This window comes from Acinetobacter sp. 797_lipA, from assembly GCF_058243025.1.
Window position 1 is genome coordinate 1,943,095 of sequence record NZ_JBZAYQ010000001.1, and the last position, 18,666, is coordinate 1,961,760.

The window sequence follows — 18,666 nt, forward strand, 5'->3', positions numbered from 1 at the left end:
TAAAACATCATAGAAAATGATGAGTCAACGCCTTACTTGCATCTCGCTAGATTGTTTTTTCATTCATATAACGCCAGTAGCGTTTAGGAACATATTGCACATGTAGTTTGATATTTTTTCTTGCCTCGATGTTGATACTTTTAAAATAATCTTTCCATAACTGGTCATACAGCAGCTCATCATCATCTAATTCAACACTAAAGGACTGACTATGTCCGACTTTGTGTGCATGATCAATTTGATCTACATCCATTTCTACCTGATGCACGGCTGTCAAATCATAATAAATTCCAAAATTTCTTCTTTCATCATAAATCAACCATCTTTGATCTTGATATCGGTTTCTAAAATGCCGTTCTATCAGTGGTAAAACATTAAAATCCGGCTGTACCAAACTTAGAAACAATTCATCCTGACATTTTTTAAAGCGGACAAAAGCTTCCATACGATGCTTTTCCCTGCCCACTTGTTTGGCCCACTGCGAAACAGCCAATACATCCGCATGCGCATAGTTACGATCTACCGCATGTGTATTTTTAAACACATAGATACAGAAATTAAAAAGATGTTGATGTGCCTCCTCCTGCTCAGACAGAAAGCAATAATAAAAAGATCGTAGACTTTCAGCCGTAATTTTTTGCTTTAACCCTCGCCAAACTCGCTCTGCGTGTTCGTCATTTGAAGCAACCTCAATACACTCATCAAACAAGCTGGCTTGTGAATTGTTAGATGCAAGCTTGACGTCAAAATCTTTAAACTGAAAGCTCCTATACACACAACTCAGCAACCCAGTCATGCTTTGATCAAAGCAATATATCGACATACTAAAAACCAAAGCCCAGTTGAGGTGAAAGCTGTTTTTGATATTTAGATTGCCCCGATTGCAAAATGTGCTGCCGAATCTGGTTCGCTTGTTGTTCTTTTTTAAACTTTGGCGTATCTGCACAGCGAATAAAATGCTGTGCCCGATTGTAAGCAACGCCCATACGCTTTAGTTGATCGATATGAATCTGTCCAAAACGGCGAGCTTGCACAATTTTTTTAGCCGATTGAACACCTATACCCGGAACACGTAAAATCATACGATAGTCTGCATGTTGAATATCAACAGGGAAATGCTCAGGGTTACGCAGTGCCCAGCTTAGCTTCGGGTCGATGTCCAAATCTAAATTCGGATGTTTATCATTCACAATTTCCTGCGCATCAAAACCATAGAAACGCATGAGCCAATCCGATTGGTACAGCCGATTTTCTCTTAATAATGGCGGTGCAGAACCCACGACAGGAAGCATTTTTTCCTGTTCATTGATTGGGATATAGCCTGAAAAATACACCCGTTTGAGCTGATACACTTTATAATGATGATCTGCCATTAAAATAATATCTTTGTCTGTTTCTTGATGTGCGCCCACCACCATCTGAGTGGTTTGTCCCGCTGGTACAAACTTCGGTACATGCCGAATCACACGCCGCTCATCCGTCAACTGAATTAAGCGATCGCGTACAATGCCCAAGTCCTTTTGTACTTCTGCATGTGATTTCTCAGGTGCAAACTGTTTTAAACCAACTTCCGTTGGCATTTCCAAGTTAATACTCATGCGGTCTACATATAAGCCCGCCTCGGTAATAATTTCTTGGGAAGCACCAGGTATCGTTTTTAGGTGAATATAACCATTAAAGTTTTCTTCAAGGCGAAGCTTTTTCACCACTTGTAGCATTCGCTCCATAGTGAAATCAGCTGATTTAAAAATACCTGAACTGAGAAATAAACCTTCAATATAATTGCGGCGGTAAAAGTTGATGGTTAAATCCACCACTTCTTGTACAGTAAAAGCGGCTCGCTTGACATCGTTAGAGCGTCTAGAAACACAGTAGGAACAATCAAAAATACAGACATTTGAAAATAGAATTTTAAGCAATGAAACACAGCGACCATCTTCTGTATAACTATGACAGATACCGTTTCCTGTATTCCCCAAACCTTTGCCTTTGTTTTTACGATTGCTACCACTGGACGAACAGGACACGTCATATTTAGCTGCATCAGCTAAAATCTGTAGCTTTTCACGGATACGATCGGTCATGACGGTCCTCAGTAAAATCTAAAATAAAAGTATAAGAAATTTCAGACTAAAATCATTGCCAATACACATAGCCAACGACAAGGCTTGTCGCTAAAAACCGAAAAATAAACGTGATTGCTTTAGATATTTTTCGAGAAAATACTGAATATTATTTGCCAATTTTGCAGTGCTTGGGCAAAGTGTCTATATGTAAAAGGAGCAAGTACATGTCTTTATTATTAGAACGTCTTGAAATTAAACATCCTATCTTCCTTGCACCGATGGCTGGTGTTTCTACACCAGAGCTTGCGGCGGAGGTTTCAAATCAAGGCGGGCTAGGCTCACTTGGATTAGGTGCAAACACCGCAGAAACCGCACGTAGCCAAATTTTAAAAACTCAAGCACTGACCGAACAACCTTTTCAAGTTAATTTTTTCTGTCATCAAAGTGTCGAACTTGATCCAACTGTCGCACAAACATGGATTGATTTTGTAAGACCTTATTTTGAACAATACGATGCAGAACCACCCACGCAACTGCACTGTATTTATCCTAGCTTTTTGGACAATGATGACTTTTTAAATGTTGTACTTGAAACTTGCCCTAAAGCCGTCAGTTTCCACTTTGGTATTCCGCATCCGCATCAAATACAGGCGCTAAAAGACGCTGGCATTTTAACCATGGTTTCTGCAACCAACCTAGCGGAAGCACAGGCCATTGAAGCAGCAGGAATTGATTTTATTATTGCTCAAGGCATAGAAGCAGGTGGACACCGCGGGATTTTTAATGAACATTTTGATAGTGCAATACGTACGGTCGACCTCGTACAACTTCTGACGCAGCACTGTCGGTGCCCTATTATTGCTGCGGGTGGCATTATGAATGGTACACAGGCTCAGCAGATGTTAAGCTTCGGCGCGAGTGCGGTACAGTTGGGAACAGCTTTCGTACAATGCAAAACATCGAATGCCAATGAGGCCTACCGTCATGCACTTTTCCATGAGCACATCACACAAATAAGTGCCAGTATTTCAGGTCGCCCTGCTCGCGGTTTACTCGGTCACTGGCATACCCAGATTGATCTGCCGAACCGCCCTGCTGTTGCTGCTTATCCGTACTGTTATGATCTTGGAAAACAATTACATGCCGCAGCGACCAAACAAGGCGATCAAGGCTTTGGTGCATTTTGGGCAGGCACTAATGTTTTTCAAATTCGTGCCATGGAAGCACCTGACTTAATTAACCAACTGTTGGTTGAAATGCAACAAGTCAGCTATTAAGCCATATTATTCACTTAAAGCTCCATAAATGGAGCTTTATTTATTTAGTTTCCAATAAATTGACCTGTTCAACTTGTACGTCATTCATGGTTTCACCATGAATGAGTAATTGGTCAAAGTAGTCTGCGACCACTTTAAATTGTTCAGTAGTACTTTCCACTTTGTACATGTTCTGACGAAACTCATTACTTGAACGTAAACCTTTGGTGTACCAAGCAATATGTTTACGTGCAATTCGGCAGCCCGAATATTCCCCATAAAATGCATACAGTTCGGCAAGATGTCCAAGTAGAACATCTTTTACTTCTTGAATGCTAGGTGCTGCCAAATGTTCACCTGTTTCCAAATAATGTGCGATCTCACGAAATATCCATGGACGCCCTTGCGCAGCGCGACCAATCATAATTGCATCTGCACCGGTATAATCGAGTACATATTTGGCTTTTTCTGGACTATCAATATCCCCATTGGCAACCACTGGTATACGAATCAGCTGTTTTACTTCTTTAATCAAATCATAACGAGCCGTATTCAAATACATGTCTTCACGGGTGCGCCCATGCAATGCCAACGCGGCAATACCCGCCTCTTCAGCACGTTTCGCTACACGTAAGATATTTTCATGACCATTCAAAAACCCCAAACGCGTTTTCAGTGTGACAGGTACATCAACTGCAGCTACAACTTGATCCAATATTCGAGCCACCAAGTCTTCATCTTTTAAAAGTGCAGAACCCGCCAGCTTATTACAGACTTTCTTGGCAGGACACCCCATATTGATGTCCACAATTTGAGCACCATTTGAGACCTGATATCGTGCAGCTTCCGCTAACTCTTTGGGATCTGATCCTGCAATTTGCGCTGAAATAGGCGCCAATTCACCATCAAAATTAGCACGATATAAGCTTTTTTTACTCATCCGTAACGTTTGGTCTGATGTCATCATTTCACTGACAGCATGCCCTGCACCAAAGTATTTGCACAGAGACCTAAATGGGCGGTCAGTTACGCCTGCCATCGGAGCAACAATCAAATTATTTGACAGTTGATACGGACCAATATACATATGAATTCATCACTTTTTCGACCAGCACAGTATACTGCATCTGCTCTTTCGGCTCATCTTTTATCATCTGCTCTGTGACTATGAAATACTCATAATATAAAAAAGCTAGACGAATCTAAAAGGCAACCATCAGATAGCCTCTAAATCACATCATTTTTTAAAAAGCATACTTTTTAAGACATTATCTTTGAAAATGAAGTGGTGAATCAATGCCGCACAGGCATGTAAACCCACGAGTGCAATAAAGAGATTCCCTAAAAATTGATGCGCATCTGCAATAGAGTCACTCCCCCAAACAGTGCTCAAAAGCGGTAAACTTAACGATAAAACTTGGAAATTATCAGTAAAACTCGATAATTTCATCCAGCCCGCAATTGGAACAATACATAGGCTTAAGTAAAGGAAAAATCTGACCATTTTAAATAACACTATTTGGTAAGAATTAATTATTTCAGTTTTAGGAATACTTTTTCTATACAGAAAAACAAAACTCAATCTCAAGAAAAATAGAATAAATATTAAAAATCCACCTGCAACATGAATTTGACCTTTCCAGCCCATTATTGTGGGATCACCTGCGGTCAGATATACCATTGCGACTAAAACAAAAGTAATCCAATGCATGATTATTATAGGTTTTGGATAGTTATTCTTCATCGCTTTTCCTAAGTTTTAAATATTTTTATAAAACGGAGCTGTTAAAAAAAGCTTAAACGAAAAATGTAAAGAAAAATAGAATACTCAACTTTTTTATTCAGGCTAGGCTTTACTTAAACCTTAAAAATCAATTTCCTGCCTATACATTATTTCCAACTTCTTGTAGATTGAAGTATTTTTTAAGCACAACATCCTTCATCTCTTCAGATATTCCTTGCATCCTTTGTAAAACTTCTGCTACAGCATTTTTCTAATCACAATGTTCTGCTATCTTGACTTTATTATGTCCATAACAATAGACGTAATACTCTTTAGAAGATTCCATAAATTCATCGATAATTGCATCCTCCAGTACATGACAAGGGTAACCATATAAATAATTTTATAGGCTATTGATTATATTGTATAAATTATAAATCAGCATTATTCATTAATTTAAAGTCTAATTTATGATATTAATAAGAACAGGGAAAACAATAATGAAATATAGTGATTCACTCCAATATGCCTCAATATTCTGAACACAAAAAATTAACAGCGACTGAATTAAATAGTTTAATGACTTTGGCAATTCAGCAATCATTTAATGCGATCGTCATTACAGATGCATGTTTTAAGAATAATGGCCCACACATCCTTTTCTGTAATCCAGCATTTTGTGAAATGACAGGTTATAGTGAAGAAGAATTAATTGGACAATCGCCCCGTATCTTACAAGGGCCTGAGACAGATCTAACCGTGATTAAGGAATTAAAAGATTGCATATCTAATGGACTATTTTTCCATAACAATACGATTAATTATCGCAAAGATAAAACACCGTACGCTGTAGAATGGAACATCTCCCCGATTAAAACTGAAACAGGTGAAATCACCCATTTTGTATCCGTTCAACGAGATATCACGGAAAAAAACGAAAGTCTTAAATATCAAGCGATGCTGGTTGCAGCGATCAATACAACACCCGATACGATAGTGATCACGGATGATCAAGCTAAAATTAAATTTATGAATCATGCCGCAGAGGAACTCTCGGGCTACACCCTAGCAGATTTAAAAGATGAACCTATCACAAAATTATATCCACATGATCAAAAGCTGATAGAACTACAAAGAATAAAAAATCAGAATATTGAAAATAAAGACCACGTATATGAAAAGCATTTCTTAGAGCTCGTTGGCTTTGTTGCACAAACCTATCTCTAAAGGCTTATTCCACAATATAATTCTCAAATGAATAAGCCCACACCTAAAATCTATCGTACAACCAATTGGTCTTCTTATAACAGTGCATTAATAAATCGAGGAAATCTCTCAATTTGGTTTGATCCCAAGACGCAATGGTACGCTCAACCCAAAGGTAAACATGGTCGAAATCAAACTTATTCAGATACAGCCATCCAATGCTGTTTAATGATCAAATCCTTATTTCGTCTTTCTTTACGCATGGTCACTGGCTTTGTGCAAAGTCTCATTCATCTTTGTAGATTAGATTGGACAGCACCAGACTATTCCACCATCTGCAGAAGACAAAAGCATATTGATATTGCAATTAACTATCAAAAAAGCAGTAATGGTCTCCAGCTACTCGTCGATTCTACTGGCTTAAAGTTTCTAGGCGAAGGTGAATGGAAGCGTAAGAAACACCAACCTGAATATCGTCGCCAATGGCGTAAACTTCATATTGGTATAGATGCTGAAACCCTTCAAATACGCGCTATTCAACTCACTACAAATAATGTGAGTGATTCACAAGTGCTTGGTGATTTACTCGATCAGATTCCACAAGATGAGCAGATTGACTCTGTCTATACTGATGGGGCTTATGACACCAAGCAATGCCGTCAAGTAATTGCAGACCGACAAGCACATGCGGTGATTCCGCCAAGAAAAAATGCGAAACCTTGTAAAGATACAAAGACCAGCTCGCTAGAGCGAAATGAATTACTTCGAACAGTTAAACGTTTAGGAAGAACAATATGGAAAAATTGGTCAGGCTATCATCGGCGAAGTTTGGTCGAAACTAAGATGCATTGCATCAAATTATTGGGGGATAAACTCAGTTCGAGAAACTTTCAAAGCCAAGTCAATGAGATGCATGCACGTGTAGCAGTATTAAATAAATTTACAGATTTAGGCCGACCTCACACCCAAGTTTCCACTTAAATTTAGATAACTTGGAAGAAGTTTAGCTTTTGAATGTTTGTGCAACAAAGCCGAGCTCGTTTCATCCCCTCTAAAAGACCGTAATGGCACAATTACACACAATGTGAGCATCGGTAGAAATATTAATCATCATATCGAGATCAAGAGTCAACTTGAAGAGTGGGCCAATTACGACAGTTTGACGAGCATTTTTAATCGTCGCTATGGTGAACATCTTCTAGATACCATTCAAAAAGACATGTGCAATGAAGATAACTCTTGCTGCGTGTTATTGGCTGATATCGATTACTTTAAAACCATTAATGATACTCATGGTCATGCATTAGGAGATAAGGTCTTACAACAAGTCAAGCATGAGCTCTCCAAAAATTTGCGTAGCAAGGACACTCTCATTCGTTGGGGAGGAGACGAAATATTAATCGTATTACCAAGTATCAAACTAGATTCAGCTTTAAAAATGGCTGATCGACTACGAACAATCATTGAATCTTGTAAGTTTCCGAAGATTGAAGAAGTGACTATGTCCTTTGGAGTAGTGACTTGGAAAAGGAAAGAGCTTAAAACAAGTGTTCTACGAAGAGCAGACGAGCAATTATATCTTGCTAAAGCAAATGGACGTAACTGTATATTTCCACACTCAGTACCTTAAGCTAAAACTCATTTATAGAGCAAAAGAGCTTCAACTTATGCATATACAAAAGGTTTTTTGCTAAGAATACATTTTAGCTATGTCATTAAACTATTCATTAACAAAAGTGTTCTCCCTGACATAGCCCTCTTCAAATTATCTAAAATAACTGCTCCATAATTCAAATAGATTTGAGGAGGAATCATTGGGGGTGATTAAGATAATGTAGTATTAGTCGTCACGACCAAATTAAAACTAATAATATTCAGATTAACTTGAAAATTTTACTGCTATTTAGACTTTGGAAGAACATTTCAAAACCAGGACGAATATCTTCGCCATCAATAGTTATATATCTTAAATTTGAATGCAACATTGTGCTGCAAGAGTTTTTATCTACAGTTGCCTGAATAGAGTATTCAGTACCGAATTGATCTTTGACAGTAACGTTTTTCTTTAACATTTTTTCTATACCTATAATATTAATTCATTTAAAAACAATATAATCAAATATTTAGTTAGGCAACTTTATAGTTAAATTTAAATAATTGATTTAAAGCGGTATAAAATGTTCTACCATCTAAATTTAAGTCCACTTCGATTCCAGACTGAAGCAGCACACGCTTACCCACTTCAATAGATTTCAAGCCATCACGGGTATTTTGCATTTTATTTAGAGGAATTAGCGAGACTATAATTTCAGTACCATTTGAAGATTTAGCAATTAAGGTATTAAGTTTTTTCAATTTTCACCAGTTTTTTTCATATATTCCAACAAGGAATAAATATTTAATTAATAATTTTTAGTCATTAAAAAAGCACTGTTCAGTGCTTTTTTATATTTAATGCTTCTTATAAAGCAACAATATTTACAGCATTTGGGCCTTTTTGACCTTGCTCTATGCTGAATGACACTTGTTGGCCTTCATGCAATGTTTTGAAGCCTGAACTAGCGATTTCGCGAAAGTGAGCGAAAACATCTGGACCAGATTCTTGTTGAATGAAACCAAAGCCTTTAGTTTCATTAAACCATTTAACTGTACCGGTAACTGTAGTAGACATAATATATCCTGCTGAATTTTAATAATTTTAGTCAAAAATAAATGACTAGATGTAACTTTGAAAATAATAAAAGTGGAGCTTAAGATCTGAAACAACGGAGGATTATGACTAAAACTGCGATACTTAAAGAAGATTTACTAAACATTACTTTTTTCTAGTTAGGCCAAGTATACATGAGAAAAATAAATATTCAAGTTATTTATAGCTGTCATAAATTTTAATTATATTAGATGTTCCCTGTAATGAATTGAATCGTCCTTAAAAATAGAAGTAATAGCATCTAAAAAAAGCCCTAGTCGTGTGCTGAGCCTTAGAATAGCTTGAACCAAAAAATTGAGGCTAGAGATGAAATTTCAAACGTTTCGCATAAGGTGTACTATGGGTTCATTCTGGATAAATAAAATAGCCTTTAAATAAAGTTTTTTAGAATCAATAATGAATAATAAAGTTAGATTAATCTTTTGCATCGCACTACTCTCAAACTTGGGAGCATGTGTTGGCAATATGAACCCTACTGGCGGCAATGGTAGGCCTGATTATCCCTATTACATCACTACACAACCAATGATCGTGAAAAAGATCAATGTACCTATAGGCACAAAACTAGAATATGAAGAACAACATTTTAAATCAGGCCAACAAGATTCATTATTGAATGAAAAAAAACTCATCAGAATTTCCTTCCCAGAAGATCAATCAATGAATTGGGCTGGTGTACCCATTGGTTTTATTCACAAATATTTTAACTCAGAAATGAAAGGCTTCAGCGTTTATGCACGTTTCAACCAACTCCCAAGCAATAAGCAGACACGATTTTCTCAACTTTGGCAGAAATGTAGTGATGACTTAGGCATTCGTGTTAAAAATACGGATGATTGGACATTCAATCTCAATAATATCGCCGATATCGATAGTTGTAGTGTGAACTATCAACGATACTTTAAAGATAACGTCCAACAGCAACATTATCTTGATAAGCTTTACCAAGAAATGCAAAAAGCAGGAACAGTGAAATAGCTCTTGGGTGTTCAAATAATCACAACTATACGAAATCTTCCGTACCTAAGATTTTTAATACTCGCAAAGCACTGTTTTGATTTAACTTAAATAAAAATAAAGCGCTACACGGCGCTCTATCTAGACTTATGCTGAGGATAATATATTAAATATGCATCGTTATACCTAATTGGAAAGCTCTGCCCGGTAAGGGTGCAATATATTTTAATGGAGAGTTTTGCGGCCGTGCATCTTCATCCAGCAAATTAGAACCATTGATAAAAAGATCAAAACTGGCGTTTTTCAACGTCATTTTTTTACGAATATCTAAATCGAGCAAATTGTATGCAGGCAATGGTACTTCCTCACCCACATTTTTACCTAGGTAACGAGGTTTGTCATAATAAATACTAGACAGACGCGCTGACCAATTCTCTAATACCCACTCAATATTTGCGCCATAGCGGTTGGTTGGCATATTGGGCAAATAGATTCCATCATTGGCTAAACGTAAACGATCAGGATCTGTCGCTTTGTTCTTGACCAAATCTGCAAAGCTACCTACTTTTAAGTCCCCTAAATTGTCGAGGGAAAACGTATGGTTCATATCCAACTCAAAACCATTCACTTTTGTATCTGTTTGCTTCCAGTACTTCAGTGGTAAACGGTTCCGCATAGAGGCACCTGAGTGGGACAAATACAAATAGTCTTCAAAATCCATTTGGTACAATGAAACCGCAATATTGGTCGAATCCCAATTCAGAGTGGTTGTAAACTCTAAACCCTGCATGACTTCTTTGTTAAGTTTTTGATTTCCCTCTTCTTGGGTCATCACTGAGTAGTGAGGGTTACTGGCATAAAGTTCATTGATTTCGGGTGCTCGTTCAGACTCACTGTACTGAAGTCCGAAACTCAAATAGTCTATGGGCCTAAACTCCGATCCGATATAAAAACTATTCAGATCAAAGGACTTATCTTCAAGTGTTCTATTTGAAGCATTACGCGCCAACTTAAAGCTCTGATCCTGAATATCATGTTTGACTTTCTCGACACGATAACCAGCATCAAAAGAAAATTTATTGAAATCTAGTTTTTCCTGAATGAATATTGCATGTGAAGCTGTATTCACATTCGGTAAATAACGTTCTGAACCTGAGCCCTTAACCTGTCTGGCATTTATAGACGTTCCTATTTCTCCAGTCAGGTTTTTATAGGGCATGTGTTCAAATACCAATTCTGCAGTATCTGTATCAAATTTATACTCATTGGCTTTACTTGCACCAATGTATTCCCCTGATGTGTTTGACAGTCTAGATGCTTTTAAGTGAACACTCTCCAGTAGACTTGATGGCTCTCTAAACAGTGAATCTAAAGTGAAACGATCCTGTTCAATTTTTACCCCTACTGGTAAGCCATCACTATAAGAGCTCTGAAAAGACTTGTTTTCCATAGAAAAACCCGGAACACCATATTCACTACTTTTATAGTCGGCACTCACGCCGATATAGCCCTTGTTTAAGAAATAAGTTGTCCCTATCGCCATGTTTTCATTTCTGGCATAGCTGTTACCCAGTTTCTTTTTATAATTCGGCGTTACATCATTGTTAATTTTATTCCGTACATACTTAGCCGTGTTAGGCACATAATCTGGGTTTGGATCATTAATAAACTCTTTCAACGAACCATTTACATACCGTTTTGAGATTGCCTCATCTGTGTATTTAGCAGACTCTAAACCATCATAATAATCATAAAAATTTTCTGGGTTCTTCGCGATATCTTCTAAAACGTGCTTATCTAAGTATTGATTATGTGCTTTATTAAACACATTTGAGATCCGAGAGTCTCTTTGACATGCACTTGCTAATGCGGAGTTTACACCTCCAGTACTCGGAAAAACCGCTGTATCACATACTGTAGCTTTGCTTGATCCAGGTATTTTATACGAAGAAATACTTTGGGTTGAGAACTGAATATTTGTGCTTAAGTTTTTTTGATTGTTTACATTTAAACGAATACCGTGGGCATTAAAATCATTAAAACCTTTCTTATAAGCGATATCTAGGCTTCGACTTTTATCCTCCAACTTTTTTGAAATCAGTCCAGTATCAATATCCACACTGCCCCCAATGGCGTTCCCCCCATATCTAACTGAGTTTGTGCCTTTATGAACGGTGACGCTTTCCGTAAAGAGTGGATCAAATGGAATATTAATATCGCCACTTATCGCATTCATTCCATTAATGGTTTGCCCATTCTCAAGGATACTCACTCTATTACCCGATAAACTGCGTATCACGGGTGCACCAGCATTTGGACCAAAAGATGTACTTTGCACTCCTGAAACATGTTTAAGTGCATCTCCAAGTGTATTTGATGTTTCGATTCTCTCTTTCTCTATAATGACTGAAGTAAATTCTGTCTTTTCCGCTTGAAAAATAAGCGGATCTAAAGCTGTAACTTTTTGTTCTGCATGTGTCTGTTGAATAACCATCAAAATGAGAGTCATTAAAGTTGTGTGTTTCATTCTTCACCCCATTAAAAAAATAAACGTTATAACATAACATAAAGTGGATTGAAAAAATTATTCTAAAGGCTCTTTGTTATATGTGTAAGAACGAAACTGATTTCAAAAGGAGGAAAGCCACCCTAGTGCGCTGAACCCTAGAATGGCCTTGCTCAGAATATTGATCCTAATTGTATAATTTCAAGTGTTTAACTTAAGAATCAACCCGCTTATTTAAGCTGAGCTTAAAACGAATTAAAAGCCTTCCAAAACGATTTTTCCTTTCGCCCGACCAGATTCAATCAGCTCATGAGCTAGTTTTAAATTTTGTGCATTAATTTTGCCTAAAGTCTGATTCAGCGTGGTTTTAATTTTATGGTTATCTACCAGTTCTGCAACCTGATGTAATAGCTGAGATTGTTGTTCAATATCTGTTGTATTAAACATTGAACGTGTAAACATGAACTCCCAATGTACAGAAACCGACTTAGACTTAAACTCACCGATATCTAGTGATTTCGGATCATCAATTAAGCCAAACTTACCTTGTGGAGCAATAAGCTTAGAAATTTGAGGAAGATACGTTTCTGTTTGATTGGTTGAAAAAATATATCGAGGTGCGTCTAAACCCAGTGCTTTGATTTGCGTGTTTAAATCTTCGGTATGATCGATGACGTAGTCAGCCCCTAAAGACTTAACCCATGCTTTAGTCTCTTCCCTAGATGCTGTAGCAATAACTTTTAAATTTGTCTTCGCTTTGAGTAATTGAATCGCAATAGATCCTACACCTCCAGCGCCTCCAATTACTAAAATATTATCAGATTGATCTAAATCAACATTGAAACGATCAAATAACATTTCCCACGCTGTAATAGCGGTTAATGGCAGCGCAGCAGCTTCAACATCACTCAGACTTTGTGGTTTTAAACTAACAATACGCTCATCGACTGCTTGATATTCAGCATTACTCCCATCCCGAGTTAAATCACCCGCATACCAGACCTGATCACCGACTTTAAAGTGTTGCACGCCAGAACCGACTTCAACAATCTCACCCACTGCATCCCATCCTAAGATACGTGTGTTGCCTACTGCTACTGGGTTTCGTCTAACCTTAGTATCGACAGGGTTAACCGAGATCGCTTTGATTCTAACCAACAAATCCCGATCTTTTAAGCTCGGCATCGCTTTTTCAATATCTACCAGTGGATTTTGAAATCCATGATCCATACCGTCAATATAAGAAATAGCCTTCATTCACTTGTCCTCTTGTTTTGTTATTTGAGTTTACTTAATATTCTTTTTTAAGTTATACAGACAAATTCGTCTTATAGTTACCAAAAGGATACTATTGAAATGGGTAAGCTAAAACATTCGCGTTTTGATTGCACACCTGGATGTTCTGTTGAAGCTGCCATAGGCTTACTTGATGGTAAATGGAAGAGTATTATCTTGTGGCATTTATTAGAAGACGACGTTTTAAGGTTCAATGAACTGAGGAAGAAAATTCCAAATGTCACTCAAAAAATGCTCACTAGACAATTACGTGAACTTGAAGAGGATCAACTGATTCTACGAAAGGTTTATGCCGTTGTTCCTCCTAAAGTAGAATATCGATTATCAACACTAGGCACTTCTTTAGCCCCTATTTTGGTTGCATTAAAACAATGGGGGGATAAAAATATTGGTTTATTTGGGAAACCCATTATGCCTTTAGAATCAGAATAAAACCTAAACGTGTTTTACGTCACTTACAACTCTGATGTTTTCTAGAAATACTGTGCTTTCACTGCTTACACACCATTCCAGTAACTTGTATAAAAGCACGTTCTTAGAAACCGCTATGTATAAAATTAACCAGCCATAAAAAAAGCCTAATCTGTGAAGACTAGGCTATAAACTTTGAATCTTTTTCGTTGGTAGCGGGAGCTGGATTTGAACCAACGACCTTCGGGTTATGAGCCCGACGAGCTACCAGACTGCTCCATCCCGCATCAACGAGTTAGCTTTATACGCCCTAAGCACCCGCAAAGCAAACTTTATTTGCAATATAAGCAGTTATTACATAAGCAGCATACAAAATACTGGTGCTTAACCAATGCTTGCTTCAGTGATAAAATCGGGATGTGAGGCTCTATAGACGCTTAATCTTCTTTTTTCACTGTCTAAAAATGACTTAGGCTCTTCAGACCATATTGATTTCCTAGAATCAAGACCCGAATGACTTAAAGCCCAATCAGAAACAGTACTATAAACAAAAGTATTATCAGCGAAAACTAATTTTGTCTTCCTTCCTACACTACTTATAAGAACTTTATGTGTAGGTAATGATCCAAATGTACTAATTTGGGTGTAAATGTATTTATAGGTTTCAGACATAGAAAAAAGTACTTAAATGACAGCGCTACTATATCATTTTAACTCTTGAAAAAGCCCACCATTTGGCGAGCTTTTTCTTACTGATCTTTATCCATGGAATGTGGCGTTGTAGTTTTATCCTGCTCTTTCGTATCTGTATCTCTTTTTTGGCATGCCGTTAATCCCAGCATTAAAACTAAACTTACTATTGCAAATATTTTCATCATTTTTGCCTAGCACGATTTAAAAATATAACTTATCAAAATCTAAAGATTTCAATGTTTAATTTATGAAACAACCTCATTCTCTTTCTTTACAGATGATGTACTTAGCGATTTAGAGCTTTATGTGCCCAATGAATGAATTTGTCCTTTTCATGGAAATGCGGAATATTTAATAAATGAATATGAGTAACCTCACCGAAATTACCTGAAATTTTATTCGGTGCCAAAACAACAAAATCCCTCTTATCCCCTACATGTAACTCCCTAAAGAATTCCATAACTTTAAAATGAAGATTCAGAGCAGTGAATCCTTCTCTTTCAATTAGAAAGTCATAGATTTGGCTGAGTACATGTAATTCAAATTTTTTGTTCATGATCTTTTATTCTCATAATTATTTTAACAATCGGTATAATTTAACCTAATTTTATTTTTTGTTAAAGCAGATAAAAAACCCAGCCTCTGGAGAATCAATAGAGCTGGGTTAATGAAACATCATTGTCAAATTTTATTTTATTCTTGAAATTGATTCTAACGCACAAATCCAATAAATGCAAATAATTCTCAATTACAATATGGTGGTTTCAAATATGCCATACCTAAAGATACATACAATTATCTACATCACCTATCAAACAGTGGGCTTACGATATAGATTAAGCAAAGAGAGTACGGGTATCGGGAGGTAGTTACCATTCACAGACACCTCTCCCCCATCTTTGCTGTGCTGTTCCCAGTATTCAATTAATAGTAAAGCAGCTTGTTTAATGGCAGATGGATATTCCGATCCAAAATTATCTGTAATATAATTTTTAATTATAGCGTCAGCAGCAACAATAAAGCTTTTTAATGATGCATCATTGCTATCATCGGCATAGTGTAAGTGGCACTTCACTTCATGTAATTCAACAATACTCATAGATCACTCCATTTTTCCGAGTCAGCTTTTACACTTTCATCACTAAACTCGTTCCTAGAGTCTTTTACGGTGTCATAGCAAATATCACAATTTCACCTCATTCCTATTCTTATATTGATTACTTGGCATTGAAATCCCTTTATCTAGGGATTTTTCTACTATTCTTAATCAGTCCTTCAAAAGATTTCTTATAGATAAATTAATATTTGTTCATATATTTTTTAAATAAGCCATTCACCGCTTAAAGATAGTGAGCGTACGACGCCTTAACAACTGAGTAGTAAACAAGCTGCCATTAAAAAACCCGCTAACTGAAGCGGGTTTTTTAATTCACAATATTCTTAGATTACTGTGATAGAGCTTGCTTGAGGGCCTTTTTTGCCAGCTACAATCGTAAACTGAACACGTTGACCTTCATTCAACACTTTGAAACCGTTTGATTGGATTTCGCTAAAGTGTGCAAAAACGTCTTCTCCAGTATCGCTAGAAATAAAACCAAAGCCTTTAGTTTCATTAAACCACTTAACGGTACCAGTTGTAATGTTTGACATAAATATTCTCTTAAATTTTGAAAAATATAAGAATTAATCTTTTAAATCATATACATCGGATAAACCGCAGAGTTGAATCAATTGCGAAATAACTTTAGTAAATACAATAAAATAAATAATTCAGATACACTATCACTATAAGCTTTTTAGCGCGCAATAGATAGACCTTAACATATTATTTTATTGCTACCACCCAACCCCATATGAAATGCTTTTTCATCCATATTGATAAGAAAATCTTCACTAAAAGCGAATAAAGCTTATTTGCCCACTTCTAGCTAATTTTTCTTTCCTAAAATCAACTCAACTTGATGAGTAACATCCCATATTTTCATTTCTGCATGTCGCCAAAAATTAAAGACTTGATCGCCCTTAACGTACTTTTGCTTGATATAGCTCGATGATTTATTTTGATCTATCTCTTTTGCATTAAATCGCATCTTATTTAAAATCACTACTTGACCATCCAAGTCACCACCAATACAGATATTCATATTGTTCTGCCTGCTAAGTAACAATTAAACTATAGCACAAATAAAAAAGCCTACTCTTTGATAAGCTTTTGAGGATTGTTATCGAGCCTTTGGCTGTACTCCATAACTCTTATTCATAGTTCATCGAAAATTAGAAACATCATTTTGATATCTTTGCACGACGGTCACGTCCAAGGATGACTTGTAATGACAAAATAAGATCTATCCTATCTCTCAAGTATGAAGTTTTACTGTGCTATGGCTTTGTTGCATAAATATGTAAGCATCTGATTTAAATAAATTTAATTTTGGATCAAAAAATAATCAAAACTTTTAAAATCATATAGTTATGAAATCTTTGTGCAACAAAGCCCTGTGCTATGAAAAAGCCACTTATAAAGTGGCTTTTTCTATTAGGAATTAGATGCTCTTTTAAAGTTGTCATCGTTACTACAGTAATCCAAGCAATCTTTTAAAATGCCTACGGCTCTATATATGTGTTCAGGTTTATCTAAAAAAACTTGACCGTTATTTTGCACTTCCAATCCTGCCCGCTCTAACTCTTTTTTTCGATAGTCATCAATTGCTACTGCAAACTGAATGGTTGGTCTCTTACGATTTACATCATATCTAAATAACCAGCGATTATTTTTATTCTGAAACAGCACGCTAAAATAGCTTTCTGTGTCTTTAGCAACCAACTCAACTTCAGGAAAGAGCTCTGTCACAATACGACTTAATTCCTGTTCATCAACAGTAGTCACAATTCTTTCATTTTCAGAGTTAACAATGTCAGCTAGCGCTGAGCTTTCAGACACAATCTCAATAGTCTCCTCTACTTCTACTTTTTGTTCAACTGGCTGGGCAGTAATAATTGTAGGCGAAGATAGTCCTTTAACAACGGTATCACTAATTGACTGCTCAACAGCTTGTTTTACAAAAGGCTGAATTGACTCTAAAAATTTAGTGTTTAATTGACGAGGAATACTTGCTTGTTGAGCCACATAGCGAACAAAATCAATATCAACTTCATTAATACTTCTTTTTATTACAGTTTTAAACTGCTGGATATATTGATTTTCTTCAGCAAAAAAGCGTAGCTTTTCTACATGAAAATTATCATGTTTAAACTCAGCTAGCTGTGTCAAATCCTCGGCTTTATTCTTCGTAAAATCAACTGTTAAAAATGGCTTATCATCCATCACATTTGGATTAATTAAATCAGTAAAAAATCTCCATTCTTTACCATTTGTGATCGCGCCAATCGTCACTCCTAAACTACTATTAAAATATCTAGATAGCTGCGGAGCATGATTCGTTAAATTAGCAACATAAGGTTTTGCTTCAATAAACATTACAGGTTGCCCATTACAGTAAAGGGCATAATCAACTCTTTCTGTAGATTTCACACCTGGAAAATCAGCTGCAAATTCTGCAAGCACCTTGGTCGGGTCATAAGGGCTAAAACCTAAAATATCTAATAGAGGAAGGATTAAAGCCTGTTTAGTTGTTTCTTCTGTAGTACAGTGGCCCCCTACTTTTTTCACATGCTCAATATGGCTTCTTAGTCTATTAATAAAATTTTCCATATTCCCCTCATTATTATTTCAAGTATATTTTTTGATCTAATTTTAGATCTTAACCCTTTTACTTTATTTTTCAAATATTAATTTAAATTTGTTTTTAGAATGTCATTACAGTCTATTCATTGAACTATTT

The 18,666-nt window shown here is 36.4% G+C and carries 22 protein-coding genes and 1 tRNA gene; 6 read left to right on the forward strand and 17 right to left on the reverse strand.

Annotated elements, in window-relative coordinates:
* Positions 1–46: 46 nt before the first annotated feature.
* Both AC4CU2_RS09455 and AC4CU2_RS09460 read right to left on the reverse strand, forming a co-directional pair.
* On the reverse strand, positions 47–823 hold the full coding sequence (locus AC4CU2_RS09455; protein WP_279737644.1) for a TIGR03915 family putative DNA repair protein: 777 nt from the start codon (positions 821–823) through the stop codon (positions 47–49).
* A 1-nt stretch (position 824) separates the two neighbouring features.
* Positions 825–2,084, reverse strand: a complete 1,260-nt coding sequence (locus AC4CU2_RS09460) for a putative DNA modification/repair radical SAM protein (protein ID WP_279737645.1) — start codon at positions 2,082–2,084, stop codon at positions 825–827.
* Between the two features lie 206 nt (positions 2,085–2,290).
* Here AC4CU2_RS09460 and AC4CU2_RS09465 point away from each other — a divergent pair, with 206 nt between their 5' ends.
* Positions 2,291–3,343 (forward strand): NAD(P)H-dependent flavin oxidoreductase, encoded by a 1,053-nt coding sequence (locus AC4CU2_RS09465; protein WP_279737646.1) that lies wholly within the window; start codon positions 2,291–2,293, stop codon positions 3,341–3,343.
* A gap of 40 nt (positions 3,344–3,383) precedes the next feature.
* Here AC4CU2_RS09465 and dusB read toward each other — a convergent pair whose 3' ends face one another.
* Together dusB and AC4CU2_RS09475 are read right to left on the reverse strand one after the other, a co-directional pair.
* On the reverse strand, positions 3,384–4,409 hold the full coding sequence (gene dusB, locus AC4CU2_RS09470; RefSeq protein WP_490768709.1) for a tRNA dihydrouridine synthase DusB: 1,026 nt from the start codon (positions 4,407–4,409) through the stop codon (positions 3,384–3,386).
* Positions 4,410–4,559: 150 nt separating this feature from the next.
* Positions 4,560–5,066 carry a cytochrome b gene (locus tag AC4CU2_RS09475; RefSeq protein WP_490768710.1) on the reverse strand — a complete coding sequence of 169 codons (507 nt, stop codon included), beginning with the start codon at positions 5,064–5,066 and terminating at the stop codon, positions 4,560–4,562.
* Positions 5,067–5,570: 504 nt separating this feature from the next.
* Here AC4CU2_RS09475 and AC4CU2_RS09480 point away from each other — a divergent pair.
* From AC4CU2_RS09480 to AC4CU2_RS09490, 3 genes are read left to right on the forward strand one after another with little or no spacing between them, the layout of a single operon-like run.
* Entirely contained in the window at positions 5,571–6,272 is a 702-nt protein-coding gene (locus AC4CU2_RS09480) for a PAS domain-containing protein (protein WP_490768712.1), read from the forward strand.
* Positions 6,273–6,299: 27 nt separating this feature from the next.
* Positions 6,300–7,232, forward strand: a complete 933-nt coding sequence (locus tag AC4CU2_RS09485) for an IS5-like element ISAha1 family transposase (RefSeq protein WP_490768713.1) — start codon at positions 6,300–6,302, stop codon at positions 7,230–7,232.
* 37 nt (positions 7,233–7,269) lie between these two features.
* On the forward strand, positions 7,270–7,881 hold the full coding sequence (locus tag AC4CU2_RS09490) for a GGDEF domain-containing protein (RefSeq protein WP_411371316.1): 612 nt from the start codon (positions 7,270–7,272) through the stop codon (positions 7,879–7,881).
* 244 nt (positions 7,882–8,125) lie between these two features.
* Here AC4CU2_RS09490 and AC4CU2_RS09495 read toward each other — a convergent pair whose 3' ends face one another.
* The 3 genes from AC4CU2_RS09495 to AC4CU2_RS09505 form a co-directional block, all read right to left on the reverse strand.
* Complete coding sequence (locus tag AC4CU2_RS09495) at positions 8,126–8,323, reverse strand: hypothetical protein (RefSeq protein ID WP_490768714.1); 198 nt, start codon at positions 8,321–8,323, stop codon at positions 8,126–8,128.
* 55 nt (positions 8,324–8,378) lie between these two features.
* Positions 8,379–8,606, reverse strand: a complete 228-nt coding sequence (locus AC4CU2_RS09500; RefSeq protein WP_004980159.1) for a hypothetical protein — start codon at positions 8,604–8,606, stop codon at positions 8,379–8,381.
* 106 nt (positions 8,607–8,712) lie between these two features.
* The gene (locus AC4CU2_RS09505) at positions 8,713–8,922 is read right to left on the reverse strand and encodes a cold-shock protein (RefSeq protein WP_004693506.1); all 210 of its coding nucleotides are present in this window, start codon (positions 8,920–8,922) and stop codon (positions 8,713–8,715) included.
* A 435-nt stretch (positions 8,923–9,357) separates the two neighbouring features.
* Here AC4CU2_RS09505 and AC4CU2_RS09510 point away from each other — a divergent pair, with 435 nt between their 5' ends.
* On the forward strand, positions 9,358–9,939 hold the full coding sequence (locus tag AC4CU2_RS09510) for a hypothetical protein (RefSeq protein WP_490768715.1): 582 nt from the start codon (positions 9,358–9,360) through the stop codon (positions 9,937–9,939).
* Between the two features lie 145 nt (positions 9,940–10,084).
* On the opposite strand, the gene AC4CU2_RS09515 is transcribed toward AC4CU2_RS09510, so the two are convergent.
* Both AC4CU2_RS09515 and AC4CU2_RS09520 read right to left on the reverse strand, forming a co-directional pair.
* Entirely contained in the window at positions 10,085–12,445 is a 2,361-nt protein-coding gene (locus AC4CU2_RS09515) for a TonB-dependent receptor (RefSeq protein WP_490768716.1), read from the reverse strand.
* 234 nt (positions 12,446–12,679) lie between these two features.
* Positions 12,680–13,681 (reverse strand): zinc-binding alcohol dehydrogenase family protein, encoded by a 1,002-nt coding sequence (locus tag AC4CU2_RS09520; RefSeq protein WP_490768717.1) that lies wholly within the window; start codon positions 13,679–13,681, stop codon positions 12,680–12,682.
* A gap of 99 nt (positions 13,682–13,780) precedes the next feature.
* Between AC4CU2_RS09520 and AC4CU2_RS09525 the strand changes: the two genes are divergently transcribed.
* The gene (locus AC4CU2_RS09525; RefSeq protein WP_004693511.1) at positions 13,781–14,152 is read left to right on the forward strand and encodes a winged helix-turn-helix transcriptional regulator; all 372 of its coding nucleotides are present in this window, start codon (positions 13,781–13,783) and stop codon (positions 14,150–14,152) included.
* Between the two features lie 189 nt (positions 14,153–14,341).
* On the opposite strand, the gene AC4CU2_RS09530 is transcribed toward AC4CU2_RS09525, so the two are convergent.
* The 8 genes from AC4CU2_RS09530 to AC4CU2_RS09565 form a co-directional block, all read right to left on the reverse strand.
* A tRNA-Met gene (locus AC4CU2_RS09530) sits at positions 14,342–14,418 on the reverse strand.
* A gap of 97 nt (positions 14,419–14,515) precedes the next feature.
* Positions 14,516–14,803: a hypothetical protein gene (locus tag AC4CU2_RS09535; RefSeq protein ID WP_490768718.1), complete on the reverse strand. Its 288-nt coding sequence runs from the start codon at positions 14,801–14,803 to the stop codon at positions 14,516–14,518.
* Positions 14,804–14,880: 77 nt separating this feature from the next.
* Entirely contained in the window at positions 14,881–15,006 is a 126-nt protein-coding gene (locus tag AC4CU2_RS09540) for a hypothetical protein (RefSeq protein WP_017397253.1), read from the reverse strand.
* A gap of 104 nt (positions 15,007–15,110) precedes the next feature.
* Complete coding sequence (locus AC4CU2_RS09545; protein WP_004693514.1) at positions 15,111–15,380, reverse strand: hypothetical protein; 270 nt, start codon at positions 15,378–15,380, stop codon at positions 15,111–15,113.
* A gap of 255 nt (positions 15,381–15,635) precedes the next feature.
* Entirely contained in the window at positions 15,636–15,923 is a 288-nt protein-coding gene (locus AC4CU2_RS09550) for a head-tail connector protein (protein ID WP_490768719.1), read from the reverse strand.
* Between the two features lie 341 nt (positions 15,924–16,264).
* Positions 16,265–16,474: a cold-shock protein gene (locus AC4CU2_RS09555; protein ID WP_004693516.1), complete on the reverse strand. Its 210-nt coding sequence runs from the start codon at positions 16,472–16,474 to the stop codon at positions 16,265–16,267.
* A 278-nt stretch (positions 16,475–16,752) separates the two neighbouring features.
* The gene (locus AC4CU2_RS09560; protein WP_004693517.1) at positions 16,753–16,968 is read right to left on the reverse strand and encodes a hypothetical protein; all 216 of its coding nucleotides are present in this window, start codon (positions 16,966–16,968) and stop codon (positions 16,753–16,755) included.
* A gap of 392 nt (positions 16,969–17,360) precedes the next feature.
* On the reverse strand, positions 17,361–18,536 hold the full coding sequence (locus AC4CU2_RS09565) for a type I restriction endonuclease (RefSeq protein ID WP_078426819.1): 1,176 nt from the start codon (positions 18,534–18,536) through the stop codon (positions 17,361–17,363).
* Between the last annotated feature and the right edge of the window lie 130 nt (positions 18,537–18,666).